Raw genomic sequence first — 25,302 nt, 5'->3', positions numbered from 1 at the left:
AGATTTCAAATGATCATTTACAACGTAACCATCAACATAGACGAAAAAATAGAAACAGAATGGCTCCATTGGATGCGCAAAACGCATATTCCCGAAGTCATGAATACAGGTAAATTCATCTCATGCAGATTTTCTAAACTTACTTCCCACAAAGAAGACGGAAGTCAAAATTATTCAGCACAATACGTTTGCCACTCAAAAGAAGATTTACAGGATTATCAGGACAATTTCGCACCCATGCTGCAACAAAAGTCTCTTGAAAAGTTCGCAGACAAGATGCTTGCATTTCGCACGGAACTTGACATTATAGAGGATTTTTATTCCGTTTTGAGTTAATTCGTCAACTTCTCCAAAGCATATTGGATCATCTTGTCGATGCTCTTGTAAGAATCTTTGCTAAATTCTCCCAAGGCACGATTGGCAACGATACAATTCAATGAAAGCGCTTCATGTCCGAGCATTTTTGACAAACCGTAAATAGCCGAAGTCTCCATCTCGAAATTGGTGATTTTATGCCCATTGAATTCAAAATTAGCCAAAACATCATTGATATTTTCAGGAGAAGGAACTAAACGTAATTTCCTTCCCTGCGGTCCGTAAAATCCGCAGGCAGTTGCCGTGATCCCCAAACTTGTCTGGTCTGATGACAATAATTCCAACAAATCAGTAGAACCTTTTACTACATAAGGGACAGGCTTCGAATCATCCCATTCTGAATGGTCATAAAAAGCTTCTTCCATGTCCAGGTCACGTACCATCAAAGAATCCTCATAAAAATGAAGTAAACCATCCATGCCTAATCCGTGCGAACTCAAAACAAAACTGTCTACAGGAATTTCTTTCTGTAAAGCCCCAGAAGTTCCCAATCTTACAAATTGTAGTTCTTTTTGGATTGGATTTAATTCTCCCGTTTCTAAATTGATGTTGGCAACAGCGTCCAGTTCACTTAAAACAATATCGATATTATCCGTTCCCATTCCGGTCGAAATTACCGTAATCCTTTTGCCATTCAAGCTTCCGGTATGTGTTACGATTTCTCTTTTGCGTGTTTGGAATTCAATCGAATCAAAATATTGAGAAACTTTTTCCACGCGGTCCGGGTCACCTACAGTGATTACCAAATCTGCCAGATGTTCCGGGCGGATGTTACAATGGTAAATACTTCCGTCAGGATTCAAGATAAGTTCAGATGCTGCTTTGCTCATAAAATCAATTTCAAACATCAAACCTACATAAATTTTCTAATCCGAGATGAATTTAAAATTAGGTTTAAAACAAATTTTTCCAAAAATTAAAATTGAATTCAACTTAAATTATTCATCATCAGAATTTTTCAGAAATCTGCTTTTGAGACGGCTCAGCGAAACGGGATGAATTCCAAGATAAGAAGCGAGGTATTTGCTTTTCACGCGCAAAACCAGATGAGGTTGTTTCTTTATCAAATGCTCATAACGCTCTTCGGGAGAATATTTAATAAATGAATTTAAATTCTTAAAAATATTCATTGCCGTTTGTTTCCAATAGTTTAGAAGCAGCAAACCGATATTGGGATATTTCTGCGTAGATGCTTCCAGTTCTTCATAATTCAATACAAACATTACCGTATCTTCCAGTGTTTCATAGTTATAACGTGAAGGTTTTTTCAGAACCAGCGTATCCATGGAACCAAAAACCTGACCATCGGTTACAAAATGAACCGACTTGTCATTGAGACCGTATACGCGTATAAGCCCTTCCATAACGACACCGACATCATTTGTAAATTCACCTGATTTTAAGATAATCGTATTGGCAGGGTATCTTTTGAGTGTAGTGAGTTCAAGTAATTTTTTTCGATCATCATCACTTAAAAAATCCTGTGTTTCAAAAAATGATTTTGAAAAATAATTGGTATCCATTCTAGTTTAGCAAGTAAGTATTAAAATTAATATTCTTAATAGCTGCTAGTTATTCATAAGATGGAGATTGGTTATTTTAAAAACTGCCCCGGAAGAATAATCTGCCGGAGCAGCTACCTTAACCTAAACCAAACCTATATTTTTAATTGGTTCCGCGATATTACAGCAATTTTTGTGAAATTTTTCTCTTTTTGATTTCGAGTTTGAATTTTATTAACCCAAGATAATAAATTGAGTATTTTATGTTTTAATTTGAATTAAATTGAAATTTATTAAAAAATTCAAAAATCAAATAAAAGTTAGATTTGTCTAACAATTTTATATATTTGTATTAAATTAAAAAAATGTTTCAAAGCCTGATTGATTATTTTGAAAGTATTTCTCCTATTTTGGCAGCGTTGTATGCAACACTTTTTACGTGGGGATTGACAGCTTTGGGCGCCTCATTTGTTTTCTTTTTCAAAAACATGAACCGTGTTTTGCTGGACGGAATGCTGGGTTTCACGGGCGGAGTTATGATTGCAGCAAGTTACTGGAGTTTGCTTGCGCCTGCAATAGAAATGAGTACGGGAGGAGGTTTCATGAAAATCGTCCCCGTAGCGGTTGGATTTATCATGGGTGCGATGTTTCTTTTTGGGTTAGACAAATTATTACCCCATTTACACATCAATTTCAAACAATCAGAAGGTGTGAAAACACCGTGGCAGCGAACTACTTTACTGACTTTAGCAATTACCTTACACAATATACCGGAAGGATTGGCGGTCGGGGTATTATTCGGTGGCGTAGCTGCCGGAATTCCTGAAGCTACGATTGCAGGCGCAGTTACTTTGGCAATTGGAATCGGAATTCAGAATTTTCCTGAAGGAATTGCCGTTGCGATGCCCCTTAGAAGAATGGGACTTTCACGCCGAAAAAGCTTTATGTATGGGCAGGGCTCTGCAATTGTAGAACCTATATTTGGGGTTTTGGGTGCACTTGCAGTTACATTTTTCACACCCATTTTACCTTATGCTTTAGCATTTGCGGCAGCTGCGATGATTTATGTGGTGATTGAAGAAGTCGTTCCTGAAACACAGCAAAGCGGAAATACCGACATTGCTACTTTAGGTTTTGTTGCAGGATTTGTGGTGATGATGTCGCTGGATGTTTTGTTGGGATGATTAATTTAATATTTCTTTGGGTTAATTAATTTCTTTTCAATGAATTAAAATACTACCTTGCCACAATTATTCAACAATCCGTCGTAAAACCCTGAATGTTGTTTCGTTATTAATTATTTAAAACAACATTCTTTCTTATGGCTATTTTAGTATTTCTGATACTTCACTGGTATTTTTCTTTATTTTTCCAATCCGTTTTTCACCATCGTTATGCAGCACATAATATGTTTACGATGTCTAAATTTTGGGAAAGAATTTTTTACATAGGCTGTTTTCTAACTCAAGGTTCATCTTACATCAGCGCTTATGCTTACGGTCTGATGCATCGCCTGCATCATGTACATACAGATAAACCTGAAGATCCGCATTCGCCGCACAATGACCCTAATCCTTTTTTGATGATGTGGACAACTCGAAACAGTTACATCAATATTCATGTGGGAAATACTTTGGTTGAAAATAAGTATAAGAAAGATCTGCCGGAATGGGAATCATTTGACAAAATTGCCCATAATTGGGTAGTACGTGTTCTTTGGATTTTGATTTATATTTTGATTTATGCTTGGCTGGCGACTGCTTGGTGGCAATGGCTTTTTCTACCGATAACCATTATTATGGGTTCTTTTCAGGGAATGGCTGTCAACTGGTGGGCACACAAATTTGGTTATGAAAACTTTAAGATGAGTAATACTTCCAAAAATATCCTTCCGTTTGATTTCATTTTTTGGGGTGAAGCTTACCATAACAATCACCACAAATATCCAACTACCCCCAATAATGCAAGAAGATGGTTTGAATGGGATATGGGTTTTCAGTCGATGCGTTTATTGCAACTCTTCAGAATTATAAAAATTAAAAGATTGGCAGTTTAATTGTTTTTTATCCAAATTTTATTTCTCATAAAATTCCAACGGAAGTCCATCGGGATCTGAGAAAAAAGTAAATCTTTTTCCCGTAAATTCGTCAATGCGAATGGTTTCTGTGGTTACATTTTTTGAATTTAATTCTTTAACAGCCTTGTCCAAATCATTCACTCCAAAAGCCAAATGACGCAATCCTGCAGCTTCAGGACGGGAAACTCTTTCGGGCGGATCGGGAAATGAAAACAATTCGATGATGTAATTTCCATTCAAAGCTAAATCCAATTTGTGCGATTCTCTTTCTTCGCGGTAAACTTCTCTAATGATTTCCAGTCCTAAAATTTCTGTATAAAATTTCTTCGAAACTTCATAATCGGAACAGATGATGGCGATGTGATGGATGGAATTAATAATCATCAGAGTTTAGTTTAATACATCGAAAAATCAATAGCAAAACCTGTTACATATGGATGTTTCAAGGATTTGAGTTCAGGTATGTATTTTTTATTGACTACCATTATTTGTAATTCTAAATATTTTTTTGTGGGCTGGTTTATTCTTCCAACATTATATCCGCTTGGAATAATCCTCAAAACATGATTTTTGAATTCCCAATCATATAACATGTATTCAGTAATTGTGGATTTATATGATTTTACTTTTCCATATTTTGAACTCAAATTTAAAATCAATTGATCAATCAAATCTTTATTTTTGATTTGATTTGATTCTTCATTCGGTACTGTAGTTGAACCAACAAGAAAAACCATTTTATTTTTTTCTGGTTTTTCAATCATTACCAATTCATTCAGATACAAATCATTGATTTTTGCTACGGTATCATTCTTAGGTTTGAAACCTATACTATATACATAACCATATATATTATAAGATTTCACATCGCTTAACACATAACTTTCTACAAGTGAAAATGGTGTATTGTCTTTTGATACAGAGTATAAAGTATCTTTTACAAAAATGGGACGCATAGTTTCAAATTTAGATGCGCCTGTCCTTCTACTTAGATTTTTATGTTCTTTAGGTAGATTTCCATGTATTGATTCCAATGCGGTATAATAATATTTTGAAACATCAAATTTCGAATCAACTGTAGCTAAATCCAATACTAAATTTTTTTGAGCATAAGAAATTGTAGAAACAATAAGTCCTATATAAACTAAAAATTTCAAAGGCAGTTTATTTAAATAATTTTATGATTTTTTTACCTCCTTCCACAACCAATAACGTCAAAATTCCGGCGATCAAACCAAATCCAATTTCTTTGAATATTGACGGAATGTTCGGTAATAAGTGATGGAAGTAATCAATATTGTGTACAAAAATACCACCGGAAACCAAAATCAATGCAATTGTTCCTATTACACCCAACGATTTTATTACAATTGGCAAAGCTTTTACAAGTAAATTCCCTAATGTATTGAAGAAGCCTTTTCCATCTGATTTTTTGATTAATTGATAACCTGCATCGTCCATTCTGACAATGAGTGCGACGATTCCATAAACGCCGATTGTAGCTATGATAGCTACTACGGAAACGGTAAGGATTTGTGTTGTCAGTTCGCTTTGTAAAACACTTCCAAGCGAGATGATTACAATTTCTACAGAAAGAATGAAATCAGTGATTATGGCTGAACGGATTTTCTTTTTTTCTGCTTCGCGGTCATCTACTGTATTTTCAGTGATAACTTCTTCGCCTTTTTTTTCACGGTGGAATAGGAAATGGATGATCTTTTCAACGCCTTCATAGGCGAGGTAAAATCCTCCAATCACCAATGCTATGGTTGTAGCTATCGGAAGAAATACGTTCATTAATAAAATTACGGGAACTATAATCAGTTTATTGATGAAAGACCCCTTTGTAATCGCCCAAAGAACAGGGATTTCACGTGAAGCGAGAAATCCAGTTGCTTTTTCGGCATTGACAGCTAGATCATCACCAAGGATTCCTGCAGTTTTTTTGGTTGCTAATTTACTTGCGACTGCTACGTCGTCCATGAGTGCTGCGATGTCGTCTAATACTGCAAAAATTCCTGATGCCATTTCTATTTTTGTTTGGTTGCAAATTTATATTTTAGATTTCAGATTTTAGAATTTCATGAGGTTAAAGTTTTATATAGAATAAATGTTGAATTTTTTAATAATTATAACATTTGAAATAAGTCAAGCAAAATTGACATCCATGATTATTTATTAAAAATCTAATAAAAAATTATGAAGAATTTATAAGAAAATATTGGATTTCTAAAATAAAAAAAGTGCTTCTTGTGGGAAGCACTTTATATTTTTTTATAAAAAAAACACTAAACTTTTTCTACTTGCATGAAGCTCAATTCAAGCGGAGTTTTGCGTCCGAAAATCAAAACCATCACCTCCAACTTACGTTTGTCTTCGTTGATTTTTTCAATTGTTCCGTTGAATCCGTTGAATGGTCCGTCGATAACTTTTACAGTTTCTCCTACTAAATAAGGAATGCTTACCAAATTGTCATCTGATTCTGCCAATTCATCTACTCTACCCAACATTCTGTTGACTTCGGCCTGTCTCATCGGCAATGGATCACCTCCCTTGGTTGCACTTAAAAAACTGATAACACCCGGAATGTTTTTGATTATGTGAGGAATTTCCCCTTGAAGTTCTGCTTCAATCATCACATAGCCCGGATAGTGCACTTTTTCTTTTTGTACTTTTTTACCGTTTCTGATTTGAATTACTTTTTCCATAGGAACGACAACCTGCCCTATGAAATCTTCTAATTTATGGTACTGAATTTCATTTTCAATGTAAGTTCTTACTTTGATTTCCTGTCCGCTGACAGTTTTTAAAACGTACCATTTTCTATTAGCCATAATCTCTTTCTTATCAAATTACTGTTTTATCTTAGGAAGGTAAAGATGTTTTTAATAACTACATCTCCGAAGAAAGTATCTACTAAATACAAAAAGATTGCTAAGATAACCGTTGCAATAGCCACGATAATCGTGTCTTGCTGCAGGCTTGACCAAGATGGCCAAGTTACATGGTCTTTGAATTCGTAATAGGATGATTTTATATAGTTTACTATTTTCATCTGTTAATTTTTTAAAGTTTTAAAGAATTCCAATTAATTATTAAATGATATTCTCAGTCCACTTGTTGCACGGGCACAAGGATTCGAACCCTGACCAGCGGTTTTGGAGACCGCGATACTAACCATTATACTATGCCCGTAAGTAAAATAAGGTGTTCTCGAATTCGAAAACCGAAAACACCTTTATTTTGTATTATTTAATTCTAAGAATTAATCAAGGATTTCAGTAACCTGACCTGCCCCAACAGTTCTACCACCCTCACGAATAGCGAAACGTAAACCATCGTTCAACGCGATTGGTTGAAGCAATTCAACAGTGATTGTCAAGTTATCTCCAGGCAATACCATCTCTACGCCTTCTGGCAACTGGATTTCTCCTGTTACGTCAGTTGTACGAACGTAGAATTGAGGACGGTATTTATTGTGGAATGGTGTGTGACGACCTCCTTCCTCTTTTGTCAAGATATAAACCTGAGCTTTGAATTTTTTGTGAGGTTTTACTGAACCAGCTTTAGCGATAACCATACCACGACGGATATCTCCTTTTTCAATACCTCTCAACAACAATCCAACGTTGTCTCCAGCTTCACCTCTGTCAAGGATTTTACGGAACATCTCAACTCCTGTAATTGTTGAAGTTAATTTTTCTTCTCCCATACCAACGATATCTACACCGTCACCTGTGTTGATAACACCTGCTTCGATACGACCTGTTGCTACAGTACCACGACCTGTGATAGAGAAAACGTCTTCAACCGGCATCAAGAATGGTTTGTCTTGCTCACGAACTGGCTGCTCGATCCACTCATCAACTGCATTCATCAATTCCATTACAGTATCAACCCATTTAGGCTCACCGTTCAATGCACCTAAAGCTGAACCTTGAACTACAGGACCATTGTCTCCATCATATTCGTAGAAAGACAATAAATCTCTGATTTCCATTTCAACCAATTCCAATAATTCTGGATCGTCAACCATGTCAACTTTGTTCATGAAAACAACGATTCTTGGAATACCTACCTGACGTCCTAAAAGGATGTGCTCACGAGTTTGTGGCATTGGACCATCAGTTGCAGCAACAACCAAGATTGCACCGTCCATCTGAGCGGCACCTGTAACCATGTTCTTTACGTAATCCGCGTGACCTGGACAGTCAACGTGAGCGTAGTGACGGTTAGCTGTTTCATATTCAACGTGTGAAGTATTGATTGTAATACCTCTTTCTTTTTCTTCTGGTGCATTGTCGATTTGGTCGAATGATTTCGCCTCCGACAATCCTGCATCTGATAATACTTTTGTAATAGCTGCAGTCAATGTGGTTTTACCGTGGTCAACGTGACCGATAGTACCAATGTTCAAGTGCGGCTTATTACGCTGAAAGGTTTCCTTTGCCATTGTTTTAAATAATTTCTATTGTTATACTTAATTTCTAAATTGTTTCAACACGAAAAGTGGTGAGCTTTCGTGCCCAACACCTATTTTTTTATCTTCATTAAATCTTCTTCATACTAACCATGAGTCGCTACTCTACCCTGAGCCAATGACGGGAATTGAACCCGTGACCTCGTCCTTACCAAGGAAGCGCTCTACCCCTGAGCTACATCGGCCAAAAGTTGAGCGGGAAACGAGACTCGAACTCGCAACATTCAGCTTGGAAGGCTGATGCTCTACCAATTGAGCTATTCCCGCTTATACTTAATTAGTCAACTGAATTGACTTTGTCCAATATCAGAATAAAGATTTTCTCTTAAAAACATCATTGTGGGGAGAGCAGGATTCGAACCTGCGAAGACGTAGTCAGCAGATTTACAGTCTGCCCTCGTTGGCCGCTTGAGTATCTCCCCAAGATTTATAGATGTTTATTTTAAGAGCCGGCAGAGGGATTCGAACCCACGACCCCGAGATTACAAATCACGTGCTCTGGCCAACTGAGCTATGCCGGCAAAAAATCTTCATTTTTATGTAAAAGAACAGTCCGTTTTTCTATAACGGACTGCAAATGTACGAAGTTTTACGAATTCTCCAAATTTTTGGAAAAATATTTTTTAAGTTTTATCTGTCGCCTACTTTCTCCTTTTTTCTGATGATTAATTTCTTCAATGTATCTACCGATAAATCAATACATTCCTCAAATGACTGCCCAGTTTTCTTCACGACGATATCGTCTCCCGGAACTTCTAATTTTATATCTACTGTCTTGTTTTCTTTCTCTGAAATGTTCTCAACTTTTAAATAAACTTGAGCCGCAATTATTTTATCATAGTATTGATCTAATTTGCTTAATTTCTTTTCAACGTACTCCTCTAATCCATCTTTCGCGTTGAAATTTACTGTTTGAAGGTTAATTGTCATAATCGTTTCGTTTTTTAGCCACCCGAGGGTGTGCATCGTTAAACACATTTTTTAATTGTTCTATGCTACCATGTGTGTAAACTTGCGTGGCGGACAAACTTGAATGCCCCAATAATTCTTTGACCGCATTCAACTCTGCGCCACGGTTTAGCAAGTGGGTAGCAAAACTATGCCTCAACATATGAGGGCTTTTTTTATGCTTCGTACTTACAACACTAAGGTAATGATTAACGATGTTATAAACAAATTTATCGTATAAAGGTTTTCCTTTTGGAGTTAGAAAAAGTAATTCCTGACTGTCGGAAAACTGAATTAACCTCGAATATATATAGGTCTTTAATAGATTTAATAAATCATCATTCAAAGGAATGATGCGCTCTTTGTTTCTTTTCCCTAAAACTTTTATGTTTTTATCGGAAAAATTGATGTCTGAAATTTTCAATTGGATTAATTCATTACGACGCATACCGGTTTGGTAAAATAAATCCATAATTAATTTATCCCGAACTCCGCCAAAACTATTTGGGAAAATTTCTTCCGAAGCAAATAACGAATTCAATTCGTCTTCCGAAAAAGGAAGTTGAACTTTGTTGTATTGTTTTATTGTTTTGATGCCCGAAACAGGAGAAATCTTAATTTGCTCAATCTTTAAAAGGTATTTGTAATAACTTTTGAGCGAACTGATTTTACGGTTGATGCTTCTTTCCGAAAGAGACTCTCCGGACAATTTCATCAAATACGAACGAAGATGAATTTTAGAAGCTTTATGAATGTTGGAATCTGAAGTTTCAATTTGATAGAATTTCTGAAATTCATCCAAATCCAATTTATAATTAAGAATTGTTTGGGGAGAATAATTTTTCTCGAATTCGAGATACTCTAAAAATTTAACTATAGACATAAAAAAACCTGTTTAACAAAGTTATAGAAACTAAGTTAAACAGGTGTATATTTTTGAGAAAACAAAAATCTTAATCCTCCTCGCGGCTGATCATCTGCTGTTTGTAAGCAGCTCTAAGACGTTGTTGTCTGTTTGTTACAGATGGTTTGATAAATTGCTGACGACTTCTCAATTGACGTACAACTCCAGTTTTGTCAAACTTACGTTTGTATTTTTTCAATGCTTTGTCGATTGATTCTCCGTCTTTTACTGGTATAATTAACATATTGACTCTTATTTTTGAGGTTGCAAATATAGGAAAGATTATTATTCCTACAAACTTATTTATTAATCTTTTAAAATATTTCTACCTATAACCAATTTTTGAATTTCAGTCGTTCCTTCTCCGATGGTACAAAGCTTGGAATCTCGGTAAAATTTCTCCGCCGGAAAATCTTTTGTATAACCATATCCACCAAAAATCTGAACCGCTTCGTTCGCAATTCTCACACAGGCTTCAGATGCGTAATATTTCGCCATCGCTCCTTCCGTTGTCATTTCCTGATGGTTATTTTTCAAGTGAGAAGCTTTTTGAATCAACAGTTCTGAAGCTGCAATTTCCGTTGCCATTTCAGCCAATTTGAAATTAATCGCTTGAAAATCTGCAATTCTCTGCCCAAATTGATGACGTTCCATCGCATATTTTTTAGCCGCTTTGTAAGCTCCTTTTGCAATTCCTAAACTCAACGCAGCGATGGAAATTCTTCCTCCATCCAATATTTTCAATGCTTGTTTGAAACCTTCTCCTACTTCACCTAAACGGTTTGCATCGGAAATTCTACAATTGTCAAAAATCAATTCAGCCGTTTCAGAAGCGCGCATTCCCAATTTATTTTCCTTTTTACCGGAAGAAAATCCTGGCGTTCCCATTTCAACCACAAAAGCAGTCGCATTGTTTTTTGCCCCTTTTTCACCTGTACGCGTCATCACCACTGCAACGTCGCCGCTGATGGCATGTGTAATAAAATTTTTTGCACCATTGATGATCCAATCGTCGCCATCTTTTTTGGCTGTCGTGCTCATTCCTCCTGCATCAGAACCGGTATTGTGTTCCGTCAGCCCCCAAGCTCCAATCCACTCTCCTGTAGCCAATTTCGGAATCCATCTTTTCTTCTGTTCGTCATTTGCGAACATCAAAATATGGTTGGTACACAATGAATTGTGTGCGGCAACAGAAAGTCCGATTGACGGATCTACCTGTGAAATTTCATCCACGATTGCTACATATTCGTGATAAGAAAGTCCGCTTCCGCCCAATTCTTCGGGAACAAGAATTCCCATGAATCCCATTTCTCCCAATTTTTTAAAAACCTCAACAGGAAAAGTTTGTGCTTCGTCCCACTCCATAATGTGCGGTTCGATATGCTGTTTTGCAAACTCCCTTGCAGACTCTGCGATTATATTTAGACTTTCATTCACTTCGAAATTCATACACTTAATTTTTTGTTTTGCGTTACCGAACCTTGGGTTCTCCTTTTAATTTCAAATGCTAAAAATAAGCAAATTATTATAATATGAAAATTAATAAAACTTTAATCGAAAATCAGATAAGGTTCAATCTCAGCAAATTTATCTTCGCTAATGGAATAACATTTTTTCAAAGTTGCCGCATCTTTGAATTTTCCACCGAGCGAACGTTTATAATTCATAATTGTACCCACTTGCTTTTCTGTGAAACCTAATTCCATCCATTGCTCTTTTGAATATTCATTTGGATTGAATTTTTTGATTTTGATGGGTACTGGATGTTGGATGATTGATATTTTTTCTTTTTGTCCCGTTGGGATTGATTCTTTTACCGATAAAATTATGTGAGGTTTCATTTCCTGAAATTTATCTTCATTGATAACAAAACAACTTTCAATTTGTTCCAACGAAGTAAAATTTCCACCCAAACTTTTTTTGTATTTTAAAATCGTTAAGGCTTGCTTTTCCGAAAACCCAATTGACATCCAATCATTTTGCGAATATTCATTTGGATTAAATTTTCGATAATTGATTTTCTTTCGGGGTGAATAATTTCCTGATTGATATCGGCTCGAGTTTGAATTTCCACTTGAAAATTCTGGCAATAATATATAAGGAGATAATTCATCAAATTTATCTTCATTGATAACAAAACATTCTTTAATTTCTTGTTTGGATAAAAAATTCCCGCCTAAACTTCTTTTGTATTTCAAAATTACGTCAGCTTGTTTTGGAGAAAAACCAAGATTCATCCAACCCTCTTTATCCAATTCATTTGGATTGAACTTTTGTAAGTCTACGGATTGGTATTTTGAAGTTTTATAATTAGAACTTCCTTCCTGAGCGTCAATCTGCTTTTGTAAATCTGTAATTTCATTGGGAATTGATAAATTTTCAATGGGTTTTGGATTTTTATCAATCTGCCAGATTCCGATTTCAATTAATAATAAGGAAGAAATCAAAATAGAAACTGCAACACGCTGAGATTTGGAATAGCGCACCTGAGACAAGGCTTTCATTAAGTTGAATTTTAAGTTGGTATGATAAATTTAAAGAAAAAATCATCACAAAATTAAAATCCTATGAAATTAGTTTTTCAATACTGCTCCAAAAATAAATTCATAATTCATCACCACAAAAAATATGGTCAATGGAGAACAAATCAAGAGAAACATGATGGTTTGCCATTGACAATCTTTGATGATATTTCTTTTTTTCCAAAACAAAATCAAAATTCCAATCAACGAAAAAATTGAAACCAAAAATGCTAAAATAATATTGCCCAAGCTCTCATCGTAAATGAGAAATTGCGCAGAATAAATCACATACCAAATGAAAAAAGTTAGCAACACTAAAGTGATGGAGTAAACGCGGGAAAGATTCATCCTAAAAATTTAAAGATCAAAAACCGATCTTCTCCTGATGACAAATCCGTCTTTGACCCAAAGGAAAAATGCAAGAATCAAATAAAATCCAAAAGTAACGCCGAGCGTCACAAATGAAAGGTAAATGTAGAGCAACCGCAATTTGGAAGCGCGTACGCCGAAGCGATCTGCGATTCTCGAAATCACGTTAAAACCATTGAATTCCAAAAAATTACGGAGTTTATCGAACATTTTTCAGGATTTGTAAACCAACGCTGCAATTTAAGCAATTTTTCTCATCGCAATAATGTTTTTTCAGTTCCAAATAAGCTTGTGAATCAAAGGCGTTTTCGGCTTTTAACCCCATTTTGGCAAATTCGTCAATAATGGTATTTTTTTCAGGCGGAAGCGAAATCAGCAAATCAATCAATTCGTCATTGATATCTTTCCCAATCGATTTTGCATACGCAAATTTCACAGGAACGATTACGTTGATGATGATTCTTTCGATTAATTCTGAAGTGATTTTCTTGTCAGAATTCCGCGCGCTTTCTTTATCTAAAGTATAATGCGTTTTCCAAAATTCATTTAATTCCAAATCGGAAAAAACAGGATAAATTTTCTCCGCCGATTTACTTCCCATCAAAAACATAAAAAGATTTGGATATTGGCTATAAACCGAAGCTAATTGCGCTAATCGAACCGTTGGGAAACTTGGGGGACGCAACCTGAAAAATTTAAAAACAGATGAATTTATAGGGTTTAAATTATATTTTGATTGGAGAAATTGAAATTCTTTTTGGAGTAACTTCACATATTTGCTTTCAGATTCAATTTCCAAAAATCCTGCTTGACCGAGAAACAAAGCCTGAACCAAATCGGATTGGTTTTGGGTTTTCTGGATGATTTTAAAATCAAATGAATTCGCCCAGTGCTGAAAGGCTTCTGCATTGATTTTCAAACCAAAAGTATAAGCCAGTTTTTTGAACAATAATTCTTCCCAGTTTTTCCCGTTTTGAGAAAATTCTTCTTCGATTTCCGAAACTTTTCGTTCCAATCTTTGAACAAAAATTCGTTCCAGCCAAAAATTGACAGTTTCTCTTGAAATTTGATTTAAGCTTTCTTCACATGGAATAAAATTTCGCTGTGCTTCCAGCAATTGCCTGTAATTGAACAAAACTTCTTTGGGGATGAAATTCTTTAATTCCAAAGTAGGAATATTTCTTTGTTGCAAGAATTCAATTTCATTATCATGTTCAAAAACAACATGAAGAATCACATTTGAATAAGCATCATCATTTGAATGTTTGTGCAAATCCCAGTCGGAAGATTTTACATGAATTTCAATATTTCCAGCCCAAAGCGTATTTTTAATTTTGACTTTTGAGCTCAAGAAATCGGGTCCGGAATCATTTAAATTCCATTGACCTTTTTGTTCAATGAAAAGTTCTGAACCATCAGTACAACAAAGATTTTGAATTTGGAATAATTGAAAATTCCACACGAAATGTAAAAATTTTTCTTTCAAGTTGGTTATAGGTTTACAACCTGAAAATTACAAAAATTTTAAATATCGTCGGAACCTTTTAGTTTTTCTGCGTTTTCTGCCAATTTCAACGAATCAATCATTTCCTGAATGTCGCCATTCATGAAATTGTCCAAATTGTAAATAGATTTATTGATTCTATGATCAGTTACGCGACCTTGCGGATAATTATAAGTTCGGATTTTCGCAGAACGGTCACCAGTAGAAACCAAAGATTTACGCTGCGCAGAACGCTCGGCGTGTTTTTTCTCGTATTCGATTTCATACAATTTCGTACGAAGTAATTGCAACGCTCTTTCACGGTTTTGGTGCTGAGAACGCGCTTCCTGACAAACAATTACGATTCCAGAAGGTTTGTGCGTAAGCTGTACTTTTGTTTCCACTTTGTTTACATTCTGCCCTCCTGCTCCACTTGAACGTGCGGTTTGGTATTCCAAATCTGCGGGATTGATTTCTACGTCAACCTCTTCCGCTTCCGGCAAAACCGCAACGGTAATTGCTGAAGTATGAACGCGACCTTGAGATTCAGTTTCCGGTACACGCTGCACGCGGTGAACACCACTTTCGTATTTCATGGTCCCGAAAACAGTTGCTCCCTGTACCTCCATGATGAGCTCTTTGTAACCTTTAACAGATCCTTCGCTGGTATTGAGAATTTCAAATTTCCAACCGCGGTTTTTGAAATACATCGAATACATACGGAAAACGTCTTCCACAAATATCGCAGCTTCGTCTCCTCCTGTTCCGGCACGAAGTTCCACAATGATGTTTTTTTCGTCTTCAGGATCTTTTGGAATTAATAAGAATTTGATTTCTTCTTCTACTTGCGGAATTTTGTTGATAGCTTCGTCTTTTTCCTCTTTTGCCATTTCCGTCATTTCTGGATCTGAACCGTCTGCGATGATTTCGTCTGCTTCTGTAATGGCGTTGAGCAAAGATTCATAATGCTGCTGGACATCCACCAAATCTTTGAGATCGGAATATTCTTTATTTAATTTGGCATAGCGGGCCTGATCGGAAATGATGTCCGGCTGGATGATCAAATCCGCAACTTCGTCGAAGCGTTGTTTGATTGCTCTTAATTTTTCCAATAAACCTTTGTCTGCCATTTTGTAATTTTTGAGTTTGCAAAGATAAGGTTTAGTAAAAAAGTAAAAACTAGAAATTTCAAAAGATTTTTAATGAAAAAATCCCCTGAGTTTTCTCAGGGGATTTGAAAATATTAGAAAATAACCTAATTATTTTTTAACGATTTTTTTCGTTTCAGTATTTTGACCGTCAGTGATTTTCACTACATAAACACCAGCAGCTAAATCAGAAACATTGTAAGAAGAAGCTGAACCGAAAGTCTTAACTGTTCTACCAGCCAAATCAGTTACTGTAACTGTTACGTTGTTTGCATTGAATTTAGAAGATAGGTTTACATTGAAATTATCAATAACAGGATTTGGATAAACTGCCGATACATTTTTATTCAAATCGGAAACCGCCATAGTTCCAACTTGCACCAAATAATCCTCAATTTCACCATAGATTTCATTTTCTTCATCTACACAAGGATCTTGTGGATAGTCTCCAGATGAACCTGCTGCAGATAGATAAATTCTCATTGTATAAGTTCCATCGCTGACATCGGAAGGAATTGTAATTTCACCAAAAAAAACACCTCCAGTATCTCCTTCTACCACATCAAATCTTTCATCTGAATCAAATGTCATATTATTATCGAAATCAATCCACATTGAAACTTTTTCATACCATCCGTCACCGATATCCATAGAAATTTCATAAGTTTCCCCTGGGACTACTTGAGCTGGATCAACTGTTTCTGTGTAATCACCATATCCATCAGGGCTACAGTCAGAATCATTATTTATCCCTGCAAAAGTCACATTGTAAATCACATCTCCATCATTGCAGTCCAAAGAATCTGGAATACAATATTGTGCATTTAATACTGAAAATCCGGCTGCAAAAGCCAGAGAGAATAATAGTTTTTTCATTTTATAGTTTTTTGGTTTAGACAAATATAATTTTTTTTTCTGAATTACAATGATAAAAAAACAGGATAGACTGGTATATTTAGTCTACCCTGTTTTTTTATGACCTACGACCTTAAAATCTTAAGCTGTGATTACTTTTTAACGATTTTTTTCGTTTCAGTATTCTGACCATCAGTGATTTTCACTACATAAACACCTTTTGGCAATTCAGAAACGTTATAAGAATCTGCAGCTCCGAAAGTTTTAACTGTTCTGCCAGCCAAATCAGTTATTGTAACAAATACATTGCTTGCATTGAATTTAGAAGATAGGTTTATATTGAAATTATCAATAACAGGGTTTGGATAAACTGCCGATACATTTTTATTCAAATCGGAAACCGCCATCAAAGTTTCCGCCTCAACAGAAACATCATCAATTGAAAGCCAATCTTGATCTGTCACATCGTGATGTCTAAATGCCACGTAAACTATTTGACCTGCAAAATCACTTAAATCTAAGTCTCTATCATATTGAGTTCCTGCATTTGCAGGATCATCATAAGTTTCTGTAAATGTCACATCAGAAGCCTCTAATGAAGCTAAATCAGCAGCTGTAGCTACATATACTGAATAATTCTCCAAATCCCACGCTGCTGCTGCTGCTTGAACTTTCCAATTAAGTGTGATAGCTCCAGAAGCTCCAGTCAAATCTATCGCTGGTGATACCACCCAGTTATCTGGAGTAAGAGCTACTTGCTGCCATGATCTTGAAATTAGTGATATTGGAGAAACAGGATTTTGATTTTGATCCTGTACATAAAACAAATCACCCCAAGTATTACCATCCCCATCTTCATCATAGATAGTCCAATCAGAAATGTCTTCATCTTCAAAATCATCACTCCAAATTACTGTCTGGGCATTCACTGTCATAAATCCGGCTACCATAGCCAAAGAAAATAAAAATTTTTTCATTTTTTATAATTTTAATTTGTTCAAAGTTAATGGAAGGATTTTTGAAAAAGCAGTACAGCCTCTATTTTAACACGCATTTATGACATATATCACAAAAAAAGAGAGCCTATTGAAGGCTCTCTTTTTTTTTATCATTTACTTTGTAAAAAGTAATTCTCTATACTTTGTCAACGGCCAGATTTCATCATCTACCATCATTTCCAAATCATCTACAGCAGAGCGTATCCCGTCAAATAACGGCTTTACATTATCACAAAAAGCCTCTGCTCTTTTATGTGAATCTTCAATGTGGTGAGATTTTGTTTTTTCGACCAATAATTTATCTACCGAGGATTTGATAATTGCAATTTTCTCAGAAATGGTTTTAATCAAATCAATTTGTTCTTTTGCTAAATCTTTGAATTCTGCAGCAGAAAAAATCTCTTTCAAACCTTGTACATTTTCAATTAATTTGTTCTGATAATTAATAGCAGTCGGAATGATGTGGTTTCGTGCCAAGTCAGAAAGTACCTGCGCTTCGATGTCAATCAATGAAGAATATTTCTCTAATTTAATTTCATTTCTAGCCTCGATTTCTCTTTTGGTTAAAACACCATTTTCCACATAAATATCAATGTATTTTTGGTTTAGTTCTGATTTGAGTGCTTCGGGAGTTGTTTTTAAATTATTTAATTTACGTTTTGCTGCCTCCATTTCCCAATCTCCGCTGTAACCGTCTCCTTCAAACAAAATATTTTTAGAAGTTTTGATGTAATCTCTCAAAACATTGAAAATCGCTTCATCTTTTTTCAATCCTTTGTCAATTAATTTATCCACTTCCGATTTGAATTTTTTTAATTGATGCGCAACGATTGTATTCAAAACCATCATCGGTTCGGCACAGTTCGCAGAAGAACCCACTGCTCTAAATTCAAATTTATTTCCTGTAAATGCAAAAGGTGAAGTTCTGTTTCTGTCTGTATTATCTAAAAGGATTTCAGGAATTTTCCCAACTACATTTAATTTGATGTCGGTTTTTTCATCAGGAGACATTTTCCCTTTGCTCACTTTTTCCAATTCATTTAAAACATTAAAAAGTTGTGATCCTATGAAAATAGAAATAATTGCCGGTGGTGCTTCGTTAGCACCCAATCTATGATCGTTTCCTGCTGCAGCTATCGCACTCCTCAACATATCACCATATTCGTTTACAGCTTTAATTGTATTAATGAAAAATGTCAAAAACTGTAAATTCTTTTTAGGGTTTTTTCCGGGGCTTAATAAATTTTCTCCTGTATCTGTACTTAAAGACCAGTTATTATGTTTACCCGAACCATTTACTCCTTTAAATGGTTTTTCATGAAACAAAACTCTGAAATCATGTTTTCTAGCAACCCTTGCCATCAAATCCATCAACAATGAATTGTGGTCAACTGCTTGATTTGCTTCTTCAAAAACAGGAGCACATTCAAACTGATTTGGTGCAACCTCATTGTGCCTTGTTTTAATTGGAATTCCCAATTTCATACATTCGATTTCCAAATCCTGCATATACATCAAAGCGCGTAATGGAATAGATCCGAAATAATGATCATCCAATTGCTGACCTTTTGCAGGAGAATGCCCAACCAAAGTTCTTCCTGTAAATTGTAAATCGGGGCGTGTGTTGAATAATGCTGAATCTACTAAAAAATATTCTTGCTCCCAACCCAAGGTAGATTGCACTTTATTTACGTTTCTGTCAAAATACCTAGCCACATCGGTCGCTGCTTCATCAACCAACTGTAAGGCTCTCAATAATGGTGTTTTATAATCCAAAGTTTCTCCTGTGTAAGAAATAAATACTGAAGGAATACATAATGTAGTTCCTATCACAAATGCAAAAGAAGTGGGATCCCAAGCAGTATAACCTCTCGCTTCAAAAGTATTACGTATTCCTCCATTGGGAAAACTAGAAGCATCCGGCTCTTGCTGTACCAGCATCGATCCGCTGAATTGCTCAATTGCTTTTCCACCTTCGACTGGCGTAAAAAATGCATCATGCTTTTCTGCTGTCGTTCCAGTCAACGGCTGAAACCAATGCGTATAATGAGTAGCGCCTTTACTTAATGCCCAATCTTTCATCGCTGCCGCAATCTGATCTGCCGCTTCTCTCGGTATTTTTTCTCCTTTTTCACGAGCTGCCATTATATAGCCAAAAGCACCTTTGGTCATGTACTCTCTCATCGCATCCTCTGAGAAGACGTTTTGGTTAAACAATACAGAAAGCTTTTCCGGAACTTCTACGGGAATTGGATTTCTTTTGAGTACTTCTTTTAGCGCATTGAAACGTAAATGTGACATAGTGGGTAATTTTTTAAAGTAATTCTATGCAAAAATATATAATTCTTAAATACACCCCTTAATTTTTAGGGTTAAATTTAATTTTTAATGAAATTTAATCAAAATGATGTGTCAAATCCACTTAAAATTTAAATTTATAAAATAAAAAAAGAGCAACTCTAAAAGAATTGCTCTACGCGCTCATATAAAAAGTTGCTAGATTTACCTGAACCTGTCCACCGATTTCACAAGCTTTTCGTCTTTCTTAATGTAACGATTTGCTATAATTAAAAGCACTATCGAGATGAAAGGCGCAAAAAGCCCAATACCCTTCTCAGAGTTAAACCCTCCGGGTAAATTTGATAAACTGTAAGCCAGATAACCTACTAACAAAATGTTCAATAAAATATTCAGCAACCCAAGTTGCATCTGTAACTTTCTGTTTTTAAACAAAAAGATTGACGACAAAGATAAGACAGTTGACAACAAAAACAAAACGAGTAATATAATTACGTCTTCCGCCTGAATCCAACCAGTGGTTGTTTTCCACAAATTACCTACCCATGCCGAAACCGCAGAAAAAATTCCTGCTAAAAATAAAAAAATGCTTTGTTTGCGTTGTATCATGTCTGATGAATTGCACTGCAAAATTAAAAATATTTTTTTTGTTGTGTTTTAAATTTTATTCGTAACATTGCAGTGATATTTCTAATCACAAAATACTTCACAACACTTTTATTGAAATTTTAGTTTTCTGACTAACAAGTAATTAGAAGTAAATCCACACTTTATAATATACCCTATTTAATACACAAAAATTTTTATGTTTGATTTAAATGAATTAAAAAGCAAAAAATTAGATGAATTGCAGGAAATTGCTTCGAACCTAAAGGTAAAAAAGGTAAAGCAGTTAAAAAAAATGGATCTGATATATAGCATTTTAGACCAACAAGCTGCCAATTCAGCTCTTGCAAAAGAAGAAAAACCAACTCCTGAAGCTCCTAAAAAAAGAGAACCAAGAGAAAGAAAAATATTCCCGAAAGCTCAAAAAGAAAATACAACTCAAGTTCCGAAAGAAAATACAGAGACTGTAGTTGAATTAAAAGAAGAGACGAAAATAGAGGAACCAAAAAAAGAGGAAGTAAAAACGGAAACACCGGCACAAAACACCCGTCCACCACAAAATAATCCTCCAAAAACTAATAACAATCCCAACCAAAATAAAAACCAGAACAATAACCCGAACACCAAACAAAACAACCCTAACCAGAATCCCAACCAAAATAAAAACCAAAAAAACTCCAACAACCCCCAACAGCAAAGACCTAACAAAACGGTTCACCAAAATCCAAATCAACAAAATAACGGTAATGTAAACCCAAACAGCAATCCACAAAGTGGAAACCAGCAAAATAACGGGGATAAAAATAAATACCGCGCTTCCAATTATGAATTTGAAGGAATAATTGACACGGAAGGTGTTTTAGAAGTCATGCCGGATAATTATGGTTTTTTACGCTCGTCGGATTTCAACTATTTATCTTCACCAGATGATGTGTATGTTTCTCAGTCACAAATCAGACTTTTTGGCTTGAAAACAGGAGATACAATTACAGGAGAAGTTCGTCCGCCAAAGGAAGGAGAAAAATATTTTCCATTAATTAAAATAAAAGAAATCAATGGTCGTACACCAGATTTCGTTCGTGATAGAGTTGCGTTTGAACATTTAACTCCGTTATTTCCTGAAGAAAAATTCAAATTAGCAGAAAATAATTCCACACTTTCCACGAGAGTTTTGGATTTGTTTGCTCCTATTGGAAAAGGACAACGCGGTATGATCGTCGCACAGCCCAAAACGGGTAAAACTGTTTTATTGAAAGAAGTTGCCAATGCAATTGCAGCGAATCACCCTGAAGCATATTTAATCGTTTTATTAATTGACGAGCGTCCTGAGGAAGTTACCGATATGAAACGAAGTGTGAACGGAGAAGTAGTTGCTTCGACGTTTGACAAAGAAGCTACGGAACACGTGAAAGTTGCGAACTTGGTTTTGTCGAAAGCGAAAAGAATGGTAGAATGCGGACACGATGTCGTGATTTTATTGGATTCAATTACGCGTTTAGCAAGAGCATACAATACAGTTGCTCCAGCCTCCGGAAAGGTTTTGTCAGGTGGTGTAGATGCGAATGCGCTTCACAAACCTAAAAGATTTTTCGGTGCGGCAAGAAATATCGAAAATGGCGGATCACTTACAATTATCGCAACAGCTTTGATCGATACAGGTTCTAAAATGGACGAAGTTATCTTTGAAGAATTCAAAGGAACAGGTAATATGGAATTACAATTAGACCGAAAAATCGCCAACAAACGTATCTTCCCTGCGATTGATTTGGTCTCATCAAGTACGCGTCGCGATGATTTGTTGCTAGACGAACCAACGCAGCAACGCATGTGGATCATGAGAAATCATTTGGCTGATATGAATCCTTTGGAAGCAATGGAATTTCTTCGAAGCCGAATTAAAGGAACACGTTCCAACGAAGAATTTTTGATTTCGATGAATAAATAAAATTCAATCAAAATATCAAACATAAAAAAAGTCCCGAAATTCGGGACTTTTTTTATGTTTGATCAATTTGGAATTAATTTCCTCCTTGCTGTTGTTGCTGTTGCATCAATTGTTGAATCTGTTCTGGAGTTAATTGTTGCTGAGGCGCTTGAGCCGGAGCTTCTTTTGCTTCTAACAATTCAACTTCAAATTCCAAAGTTTCGTTTGGTCCGATAGCACCATCCGGGCTCCCGTTCATTCCATAACCTAAATTAGCAGGAATGTAGAATTTATATTTAGAACCAACTTTCATCAACTGCAAACCTTCAGTCCAGCCTGGAATTACATTTGCCAATGGAAATTCAACCGGTTCTTTTTTAGATTCGTCAAAAACTTTACCGTCGATTAACTTTCCTTTGTAATTAACTTTTACGATACTGGTTGCAGTAGGCAACGCTCCCGTTCCTTCTTTTACAACCTCATACAATAAACCGCTGGCAGTAGCTTTGACTTTGCTGTCTTTCTTTTTGTCTTCTAAAAATTTATTTCCTTTCTCAAGGTTTTCAGCTGACATTTTATCTCTATTAGACTGCATATAGGTCTGCATGAACATCCCGATAGAATCTTTTGAAAATTTCAGTTCGCTTTTTTTCAAAACATCCATGATACCTGCAACTGCAAATTTCGGATCTACTTTCCCTTCTAATTTCTGACCTTTGATGAAACCTTGAATCGCCATCCCGATGCTTTGCCCTTGCGCATAAGAATCTCTGTCTTTGCTAGAATTGTTTATATAATCCCAGATTCCTTTTTCCAATTCTGCATAGTTCAAGCTATCTTCTTTCAAAGATTGTGAATACTGTTCAACTTGCTGACCAATGTTTAAACCATAAGCATAACCTGCTTTCTGATCGTCATTTTCTAATTTACCTACTGAAGCACCGCTTCCACCTCCTGATTTGTTACAAGAAATGATAACCGCAGCCAAAATTGCACTAACAATTATTTTTTTCATTTGATATTAATTTTTCCTTTTAAATTTTCGGCAAGTTTACGAAATATTTTTCGTCCTTAATCATTTGAATTCAAATCCAATCCAAATTCATTTTTCATTCTCAGCAAAATCGGATTTTTTTCAGCCATTTCTTTGAAAATATCTGTTTTTGATTTTATATAAGTCTGCGTCAATTCAGATTTTGAAATCTGAACTTCAAATTCGATGTAATGATTCTTTAACTTTTCTCGTAAAGCACGCATCAACGCGTCTTTTTGCAAATCAAATTCAGAAGAAAGCGACAAAGAAGAAAACTCAAAAATGATTTTCAGCTCATCTTTCAAAGTAATTTTTGCAGTATGCAATGCGTTGTAAGCGGGAATTTGTTTCTGCAATTTTAGATTTTCTACAAATTCACTCCAAACTGTGATGAACTGATTTTCGTTAAAACTTTCCTTAGGCAAATTACTTCTGTCTTCCAAAACGGGTTTTTCCTCTTCAACTTTATCAAAAATATTTTTCAGATTAAATGAAACAGGCATTTCTTTTTTGGTTGAAATGGGCTTGTCTGCACGCTTCACTTCAGGTGTAGCTACTTCTATTTTCGGAGAAGTTTCAGGATGAACAAAAGTTGATTGTTCCGTTTTTGGGTCTAATTTTTCTTGTGGTGGATTAACTTTGGGAATTTGAATCGTTCTGCCTTGCGGTGAAATTATCCTAAACTTTTTTTTTTATCAATTGAATTTTCTGCTGTCAAAGAACCCAATTGCATCAAAGCAATTTCAACTGTAAGTCTTGCATTTTTACTCGTTTTGTAATGGATGTCGGCTGTATTACAAATTTCAATTGCATCAATCAAAAATTGAGAATCACATCTTTGTGCTTGATCCAAATATTTGATTTTGGTGTTTTCACCCACTTCCAGCAAATCAATTGTCTGCGGAATTTTCGCCACCAATAAGTCACGGAAATGTCCGCCTAATCCGCTGATGAAAAGATGCGCATCAAATCCTTTGTTCAAAATATCATTGAACTGCAACATCAAATTTGGAATTTCATTTTTCAAAGCAGCATCCGTAATTTTGAAATAATATTCATAGTCCAAAACATTCAGGTTTTCCGCAACTTTTTCCAAAGTCAATTTCCCCGAAGTGAAAGTCACCATCCGGTCAAAAATCGAAAGTGCATCACGCAAAGCACCATCTGCTTTTTGTGCAATTAAATGCAAAGCATCTTCTTCGTATTCTACATCTTCCTGACGTGCAATATTTTCCAAATGCAATTTGATGTCATTGATGGAAATTCTTTTGAAATCATAAATCTGACAACGCGACAAAATCGTCGGGATTATTTTATGTTTTTCTGTAGTCGCCAAAATGAAAATCGCATGCGCAGGTGGTTCTTCCAAAGTTTTCAGAAAAGCATTAAACGCAGCTTGAGAAAGCATGTGCACCTCATCAATGATATAAACTTTATATTTCCCAACTTGCGGTGCGAAACGAACTTGGTCAATCAAACTTCGGATATCGTCCACTGAATTGTTTGAAGCCGCATCCAGTTCAAAAATATTGAATGCAAAATCTTGATTTTCTTCGTCGATCTGATTGTTTTCTTCGTTGATTTTTCTTGCCAGAATTCTCGCGCAAGTAGTCTTTCCTACACCTCTCGGACCACAAAACAAAAGTGCTTGCGCCAATTGATTGTTGCCAATCGCATGTTCCAAAGTATCGGTAATAGAAGCCTGCCCAACTACATCTTCAAACTGCAGCGGACGGTATTTTCTGGCTGAAACAACAAAATTTTCCATACGGTTTGACAA

Annotated in this window: 28 protein-coding genes and 5 tRNA genes; 4 read left to right on the top strand and 29 right to left on the bottom strand. The window is 35.6% G+C overall.

Annotated features, from left to right (window positions below; genetic code table 11):
• The first annotated feature begins 9 nt into the window (after positions 1 to 9).
• The gene (locus B8977_RS06325) at positions 10 to 336 is read left to right on the top strand and encodes a DUF4286 family protein (protein WP_084016834.1); all 327 of its coding nucleotides are present in this window, start codon (positions 10 to 12) and stop codon (positions 334 to 336) included.
• On the opposite strand, the gene B8977_RS06320 is transcribed toward B8977_RS06325, so the two are convergent.
• Complete coding sequence (locus B8977_RS06320) at positions 333 to 1,205, bottom strand: nucleoside phosphorylase (RefSeq protein ID WP_084016924.1); 873 nt, start codon at positions 1,203 to 1,205, stop codon at positions 333 to 335. The two genes, B8977_RS06325 and B8977_RS06320, sit on opposite strands and share 4 nt — an antisense overlap.
• Positions 1,206 to 1,313: 108 nt before the next feature.
• A complete protein-coding gene (locus tag B8977_RS06315; protein WP_084016833.1) occupies positions 1,314 to 1,898 on the bottom strand; it encodes a Crp/Fnr family transcriptional regulator in 585 nt (194 codons plus the stop codon).
• A gap of 344 nt (positions 1,899 to 2,242) precedes the next feature.
• Here B8977_RS06315 and B8977_RS06310 point away from each other — a divergent pair, with 344 nt between their 5' ends.
• The gene (locus tag B8977_RS06310; protein ID WP_084016832.1) at positions 2,243 to 3,061 is read left to right on the top strand and encodes a ZIP family metal transporter; all 819 of its coding nucleotides are present in this window, start codon (positions 2,243 to 2,245) and stop codon (positions 3,059 to 3,061) included.
• A 137-nt stretch (positions 3,062 to 3,198) separates the two neighbouring features.
• Positions 3,199 to 3,933, top strand: a complete 735-nt coding sequence (locus tag B8977_RS06305) for a fatty acid desaturase (RefSeq protein WP_084016831.1) — start codon at positions 3,199 to 3,201, stop codon at positions 3,931 to 3,933.
• 18 nt (positions 3,934 to 3,951) lie between these two features.
• Here the strand turns inward: B8977_RS06305 and gloA2 are convergent, their stop codons facing one another.
• The 24 genes from gloA2 to B8977_RS06185 all read right to left on the bottom strand — a co-directional run bounded on the left by gloA2 (position 3,952) and on the right by B8977_RS06185 (position 20,568).
• Positions 3,952 to 4,338: an SMU1112c/YaeR family gloxylase I-like metalloprotein gene (gene gloA2 / locus B8977_RS06300; protein WP_185116599.1), complete on the bottom strand. Its 387-nt coding sequence runs from the start codon at positions 4,336 to 4,338 to the stop codon at positions 3,952 to 3,954.
• Between the two features lie 11 nt (positions 4,339 to 4,349).
• Complete coding sequence (locus tag B8977_RS06295; protein ID WP_084016829.1) at positions 4,350 to 5,111, bottom strand: hypothetical protein; 762 nt, start codon at positions 5,109 to 5,111, stop codon at positions 4,350 to 4,352.
• 7 nt (positions 5,112 to 5,118) lie between these two features.
• The gene (locus tag B8977_RS06290) at positions 5,119 to 5,982 is read right to left on the bottom strand and encodes a DUF808 domain-containing protein (RefSeq protein ID WP_084016828.1); all 864 of its coding nucleotides are present in this window, start codon (positions 5,980 to 5,982) and stop codon (positions 5,119 to 5,121) included.
• Between the two features lie 260 nt (positions 5,983 to 6,242).
• Entirely contained in the window at positions 6,243 to 6,788 is a 546-nt protein-coding gene (gene nusG, locus B8977_RS06285; RefSeq protein ID WP_084016827.1) for a transcription termination/antitermination protein NusG, read from the bottom strand.
• A gap of 26 nt (positions 6,789 to 6,814) precedes the next feature.
• Positions 6,815 to 7,009 (bottom strand): preprotein translocase subunit SecE, encoded by a 195-nt coding sequence (secE, locus tag B8977_RS06280; protein ID WP_084016826.1) that lies wholly within the window; start codon positions 7,007 to 7,009, stop codon positions 6,815 to 6,817.
• 68 nt (positions 7,010 to 7,077) lie between these two features.
• A tRNA-Trp gene (locus B8977_RS06275) sits at positions 7,078 to 7,149 on the bottom strand.
• 70 nt (positions 7,150 to 7,219) lie between these two features.
• Positions 7,220 to 8,407, bottom strand: a complete 1,188-nt coding sequence (gene tuf / locus B8977_RS06270) for an elongation factor Tu (RefSeq protein ID WP_084016825.1) — start codon at positions 8,405 to 8,407, stop codon at positions 7,220 to 7,222.
• A gap of 140 nt (positions 8,408 to 8,547) precedes the next feature.
• Positions 8,548 to 8,619 (bottom strand) — tRNA-Thr (locus B8977_RS06265).
• Between the two features lie 9 nt (positions 8,620 to 8,628).
• Positions 8,629 to 8,701, bottom strand: a tRNA-Gly gene (locus B8977_RS06260).
• A gap of 73 nt (positions 8,702 to 8,774) precedes the next feature.
• Positions 8,775 to 8,856 (bottom strand) — tRNA-Tyr (locus B8977_RS06255).
• 25 nt (positions 8,857 to 8,881) lie between these two features.
• Positions 8,882 to 8,955: transfer RNA gene (locus tag B8977_RS06250), tRNA-Thr, on the bottom strand.
• Positions 8,956 to 9,064: 109 nt separating this feature from the next.
• Positions 9,065 to 9,364 (bottom strand): ribosome hibernation-promoting factor, HPF/YfiA family, encoded by a 300-nt coding sequence (hpf, locus tag B8977_RS06245; protein ID WP_084016824.1) that lies wholly within the window; start codon positions 9,362 to 9,364, stop codon positions 9,065 to 9,067.
• Positions 9,354 to 10,265, bottom strand: a complete 912-nt coding sequence (locus tag B8977_RS06240) for a tyrosine-type recombinase/integrase (RefSeq protein ID WP_084016823.1) — start codon at positions 10,263 to 10,265, stop codon at positions 9,354 to 9,356. The genes hpf and B8977_RS06240 overlap by 11 nt, the downstream gene beginning before the upstream one ends.
• Positions 10,266 to 10,335: 70 nt before the next feature.
• Positions 10,336 to 10,530: a 30S ribosomal protein S21 gene (rpsU, locus tag B8977_RS06235; protein ID WP_084016822.1), complete on the bottom strand. Its 195-nt coding sequence runs from the start codon at positions 10,528 to 10,530 to the stop codon at positions 10,336 to 10,338.
• A gap of 62 nt (positions 10,531 to 10,592) precedes the next feature.
• The gene (locus tag B8977_RS06230) at positions 10,593 to 11,735 is read right to left on the bottom strand and encodes an acyl-CoA dehydrogenase family protein (protein WP_084016821.1); all 1,143 of its coding nucleotides are present in this window, start codon (positions 11,733 to 11,735) and stop codon (positions 10,593 to 10,595) included.
• A gap of 101 nt (positions 11,736 to 11,836) precedes the next feature.
• Positions 11,837 to 12,790 (bottom strand): ComEA family DNA-binding protein, encoded by a 954-nt coding sequence (locus B8977_RS06225; RefSeq protein WP_084016820.1) that lies wholly within the window; start codon positions 12,788 to 12,790, stop codon positions 11,837 to 11,839.
• A 69-nt stretch (positions 12,791 to 12,859) separates the two neighbouring features.
• Entirely contained in the window at positions 12,860 to 13,156 is a 297-nt protein-coding gene (locus B8977_RS06220; RefSeq protein ID WP_084016819.1) for a hypothetical protein, read from the bottom strand.
• Positions 13,157 to 13,165: 9 nt separating this feature from the next.
• A complete protein-coding gene (locus tag B8977_RS06215) occupies positions 13,166 to 13,387 on the bottom strand; it encodes a PspC family transcriptional regulator (RefSeq protein ID WP_084016818.1) in 222 nt (73 codons plus the stop codon).
• Entirely contained in the window at positions 13,377 to 14,663 is a 1,287-nt protein-coding gene (locus tag B8977_RS06210; RefSeq protein ID WP_159447458.1) for a DUF2851 family protein, read from the bottom strand. The genes B8977_RS06215 and B8977_RS06210 overlap by 11 nt, the downstream gene beginning before the upstream one ends.
• A gap of 38 nt (positions 14,664 to 14,701) precedes the next feature.
• Entirely contained in the window at positions 14,702 to 15,790 is a 1,089-nt protein-coding gene (gene prfA, locus B8977_RS06205) for a peptide chain release factor 1 (protein WP_084016816.1), read from the bottom strand.
• Between the two features lie 129 nt (positions 15,791 to 15,919).
• On the bottom strand, positions 15,920 to 16,684 hold the full coding sequence (locus tag B8977_RS06200; RefSeq protein ID WP_084016815.1) for a T9SS type A sorting domain-containing protein: 765 nt from the start codon (positions 16,682 to 16,684) through the stop codon (positions 15,920 to 15,922).
• 131 nt (positions 16,685 to 16,815) lie between these two features.
• Positions 16,816 to 17,640: a T9SS-dependent choice-of-anchor J family protein gene (locus B8977_RS06195; RefSeq protein WP_084016814.1), complete on the bottom strand. Its 825-nt coding sequence runs from the start codon at positions 17,638 to 17,640 to the stop codon at positions 16,816 to 16,818.
• Positions 17,641 to 17,775: 135 nt separating this feature from the next.
• Positions 17,776 to 19,962 (bottom strand): glutamine synthetase III family protein, encoded by a 2,187-nt coding sequence (locus tag B8977_RS06190; RefSeq protein WP_084016813.1) that lies wholly within the window; start codon positions 19,960 to 19,962, stop codon positions 17,776 to 17,778.
• A gap of 201 nt (positions 19,963 to 20,163) precedes the next feature.
• Positions 20,164 to 20,568, bottom strand: coding sequence for a DUF4293 family protein (locus tag B8977_RS06185; protein ID WP_084016812.1), 405 nt, complete (start codon positions 20,566 to 20,568; stop codon positions 20,164 to 20,166).
• Between the two features lie 196 nt (positions 20,569 to 20,764).
• Between B8977_RS06185 and rho the strand changes: the two genes are divergently transcribed.
• Entirely contained in the window at positions 20,765 to 22,510 is a 1,746-nt protein-coding gene (rho, locus tag B8977_RS06180; RefSeq protein WP_084016811.1) for a transcription termination factor Rho, read from the top strand.
• 73 nt (positions 22,511 to 22,583) lie between these two features.
• Here the strand turns inward: rho and B8977_RS06175 are convergent, their stop codons facing one another.
• The 3 genes from B8977_RS06175 to dnaX all read right to left on the bottom strand — a co-directional run bounded on the left by B8977_RS06175 (position 22,584) and on the right by dnaX (position 25,290).
• Positions 22,584 to 23,504, bottom strand: coding sequence for an FKBP-type peptidyl-prolyl cis-trans isomerase (locus B8977_RS06175; RefSeq protein ID WP_084016810.1), 921 nt, complete (start codon positions 23,502 to 23,504; stop codon positions 22,584 to 22,586).
• A gap of 56 nt (positions 23,505 to 23,560) precedes the next feature.
• Positions 23,561 to 24,064 (bottom strand): hypothetical protein, encoded by a 504-nt coding sequence (locus B8977_RS06170; protein ID WP_084016809.1) that lies wholly within the window; start codon positions 24,062 to 24,064, stop codon positions 23,561 to 23,563.
• A gap of 131 nt (positions 24,065 to 24,195) precedes the next feature.
• Positions 24,196 to 25,290, bottom strand: coding sequence for a DNA polymerase III subunit gamma/tau (gene dnaX, locus B8977_RS06165; RefSeq protein ID WP_084016808.1), 1,095 nt, complete (start codon positions 25,288 to 25,290; stop codon positions 24,196 to 24,198).
• Positions 25,291 to 25,302 lie beyond the last annotated feature (12 nt).

The organism is Moheibacter sediminis (assembly GCF_900176425.1).
In the GTDB taxonomy this organism is placed as follows: domain Bacteria; phylum Bacteroidota; class Bacteroidia; order Flavobacteriales; family Weeksellaceae; genus Moheibacter; species Moheibacter sediminis.
Note: the sequence above shows the minus strand (reverse complement) of the source record. Positions and strands in the feature narration are given on the sequence as shown.

Excerpts from the sequence above, each read along its gene's own strand:
- hpf (WP_084016824.1), bottom strand. The coding sequence starts at position 9,364 with ATGACAATTAACCTTCAAACAGTAAATTTCAACGCGAAAGATGGATTA.
- prfA (WP_084016816.1), bottom strand. The coding sequence starts at position 15,790 with ATGGCAGACAAAGGTTTATTGGAAAAATTAAGAGCAATCAAACAACGC.
- B8977_RS06215 (WP_084016818.1), bottom strand. The coding sequence starts at position 13,387 with ATGTTCGATAAACTCCGTAATTTTTTGGAATTCAATGGTTTTAACGTG.
- B8977_RS06200 (WP_084016815.1), bottom strand. The coding sequence starts at position 16,684 with ATGAAAAAACTATTATTCTCTCTGGCTTTTGCAGCCGGATTTTCAGTA.
- rpsU (WP_084016822.1), bottom strand. The coding sequence starts at position 10,530 with ATGTTAATTATACCAGTAAAAGACGGAGAATCAATCGACAAAGCATTG.
- B8977_RS06315 (WP_084016833.1), bottom strand. The coding sequence starts at position 1,898 with ATGGATACCAATTATTTTTCAAAATCATTTTTTGAAACACAGGATTTT.
- B8977_RS06185 (WP_084016812.1), bottom strand. The coding sequence starts at position 20,568 with ATGATACAACGCAAACAAAGCATTTTTTTATTTTTAGCAGGAATTTTT.
- tuf (WP_084016825.1), bottom strand. The coding sequence starts at position 8,407 with ATGGCAAAGGAAACCTTTCAGCGTAATAAGCCGCACTTGAACATTGGT.
- B8977_RS06195 (WP_084016814.1), bottom strand. The coding sequence starts at position 17,640 with ATGAAAAAATTTTTATTTTCTTTGGCTATGGTAGCCGGATTTATGACA.
- rho (WP_084016811.1), top strand. The coding sequence starts at position 20,765 with ATGTTTGATTTAAATGAATTAAAAAGCAAAAAATTAGATGAATTGCAG.
- B8977_RS06290 (WP_084016828.1), bottom strand. The coding sequence starts at position 5,982 with ATGGCATCAGGAATTTTTGCAGTATTAGACGACATCGCAGCACTCATG.
- B8977_RS06320 (WP_084016924.1), bottom strand. The coding sequence starts at position 1,205 with ATGAGCAAAGCAGCATCTGAACTTATCTTGAATCCTGACGGAAGTATT.
- B8977_RS06240 (WP_084016823.1), bottom strand. The coding sequence starts at position 10,265 with ATGTCTATAGTTAAATTTTTAGAGTATCTCGAATTCGAGAAAAATTAT.
- B8977_RS06310 (WP_084016832.1), top strand. The coding sequence starts at position 2,243 with ATGTTTCAAAGCCTGATTGATTATTTTGAAAGTATTTCTCCTATTTTG.
- B8977_RS06190 (WP_084016813.1), bottom strand. The coding sequence starts at position 19,962 with ATGTCACATTTACGTTTCAATGCGCTAAAAGAAGTACTCAAAAGAAAT.
- B8977_RS06175 (WP_084016810.1), bottom strand. The coding sequence starts at position 23,504 with ATGAAAAAAATAATTGTTAGTGCAATTTTGGCTGCGGTTATCATTTCT.
- secE (WP_084016826.1), bottom strand. The coding sequence starts at position 7,009 with ATGAAAATAGTAAACTATATAAAATCATCCTATTACGAATTCAAAGAC.
- B8977_RS06230 (WP_084016821.1), bottom strand. The coding sequence starts at position 11,735 with ATGAATTTCGAAGTGAATGAAAGTCTAAATATAATCGCAGAGTCTGCA.
- nusG (WP_084016827.1), bottom strand. The coding sequence starts at position 6,788 with ATGGCTAATAGAAAATGGTACGTTTTAAAAACTGTCAGCGGACAGGAA.
- B8977_RS06325 (WP_084016834.1), top strand. The coding sequence starts at position 10 with ATGATCATTTACAACGTAACCATCAACATAGACGAAAAAATAGAAACA.
- B8977_RS06225 (WP_084016820.1), bottom strand. The coding sequence starts at position 12,790 with ATGAAAGCCTTGTCTCAGGTGCGCTATTCCAAATCTCAGCGTGTTGCA.
- dnaX (WP_084016808.1), bottom strand. The coding sequence starts at position 25,290 with ATGGAAAATTTTGTTGTTTCAGCCAGAAAATACCGTCCGCTGCAGTTT.
- B8977_RS06305 (WP_084016831.1), top strand. The coding sequence starts at position 3,199 with ATGGCTATTTTAGTATTTCTGATACTTCACTGGTATTTTTCTTTATTT.
- B8977_RS06220 (WP_084016819.1), bottom strand. The coding sequence starts at position 13,156 with ATGAATCTTTCCCGCGTTTACTCCATCACTTTAGTGTTGCTAACTTTT.
- gloA2 (WP_185116599.1), bottom strand. The coding sequence starts at position 4,338 with ATGATTATTAATTCCATCCATCACATCGCCATCATCTGTTCCGATTAT.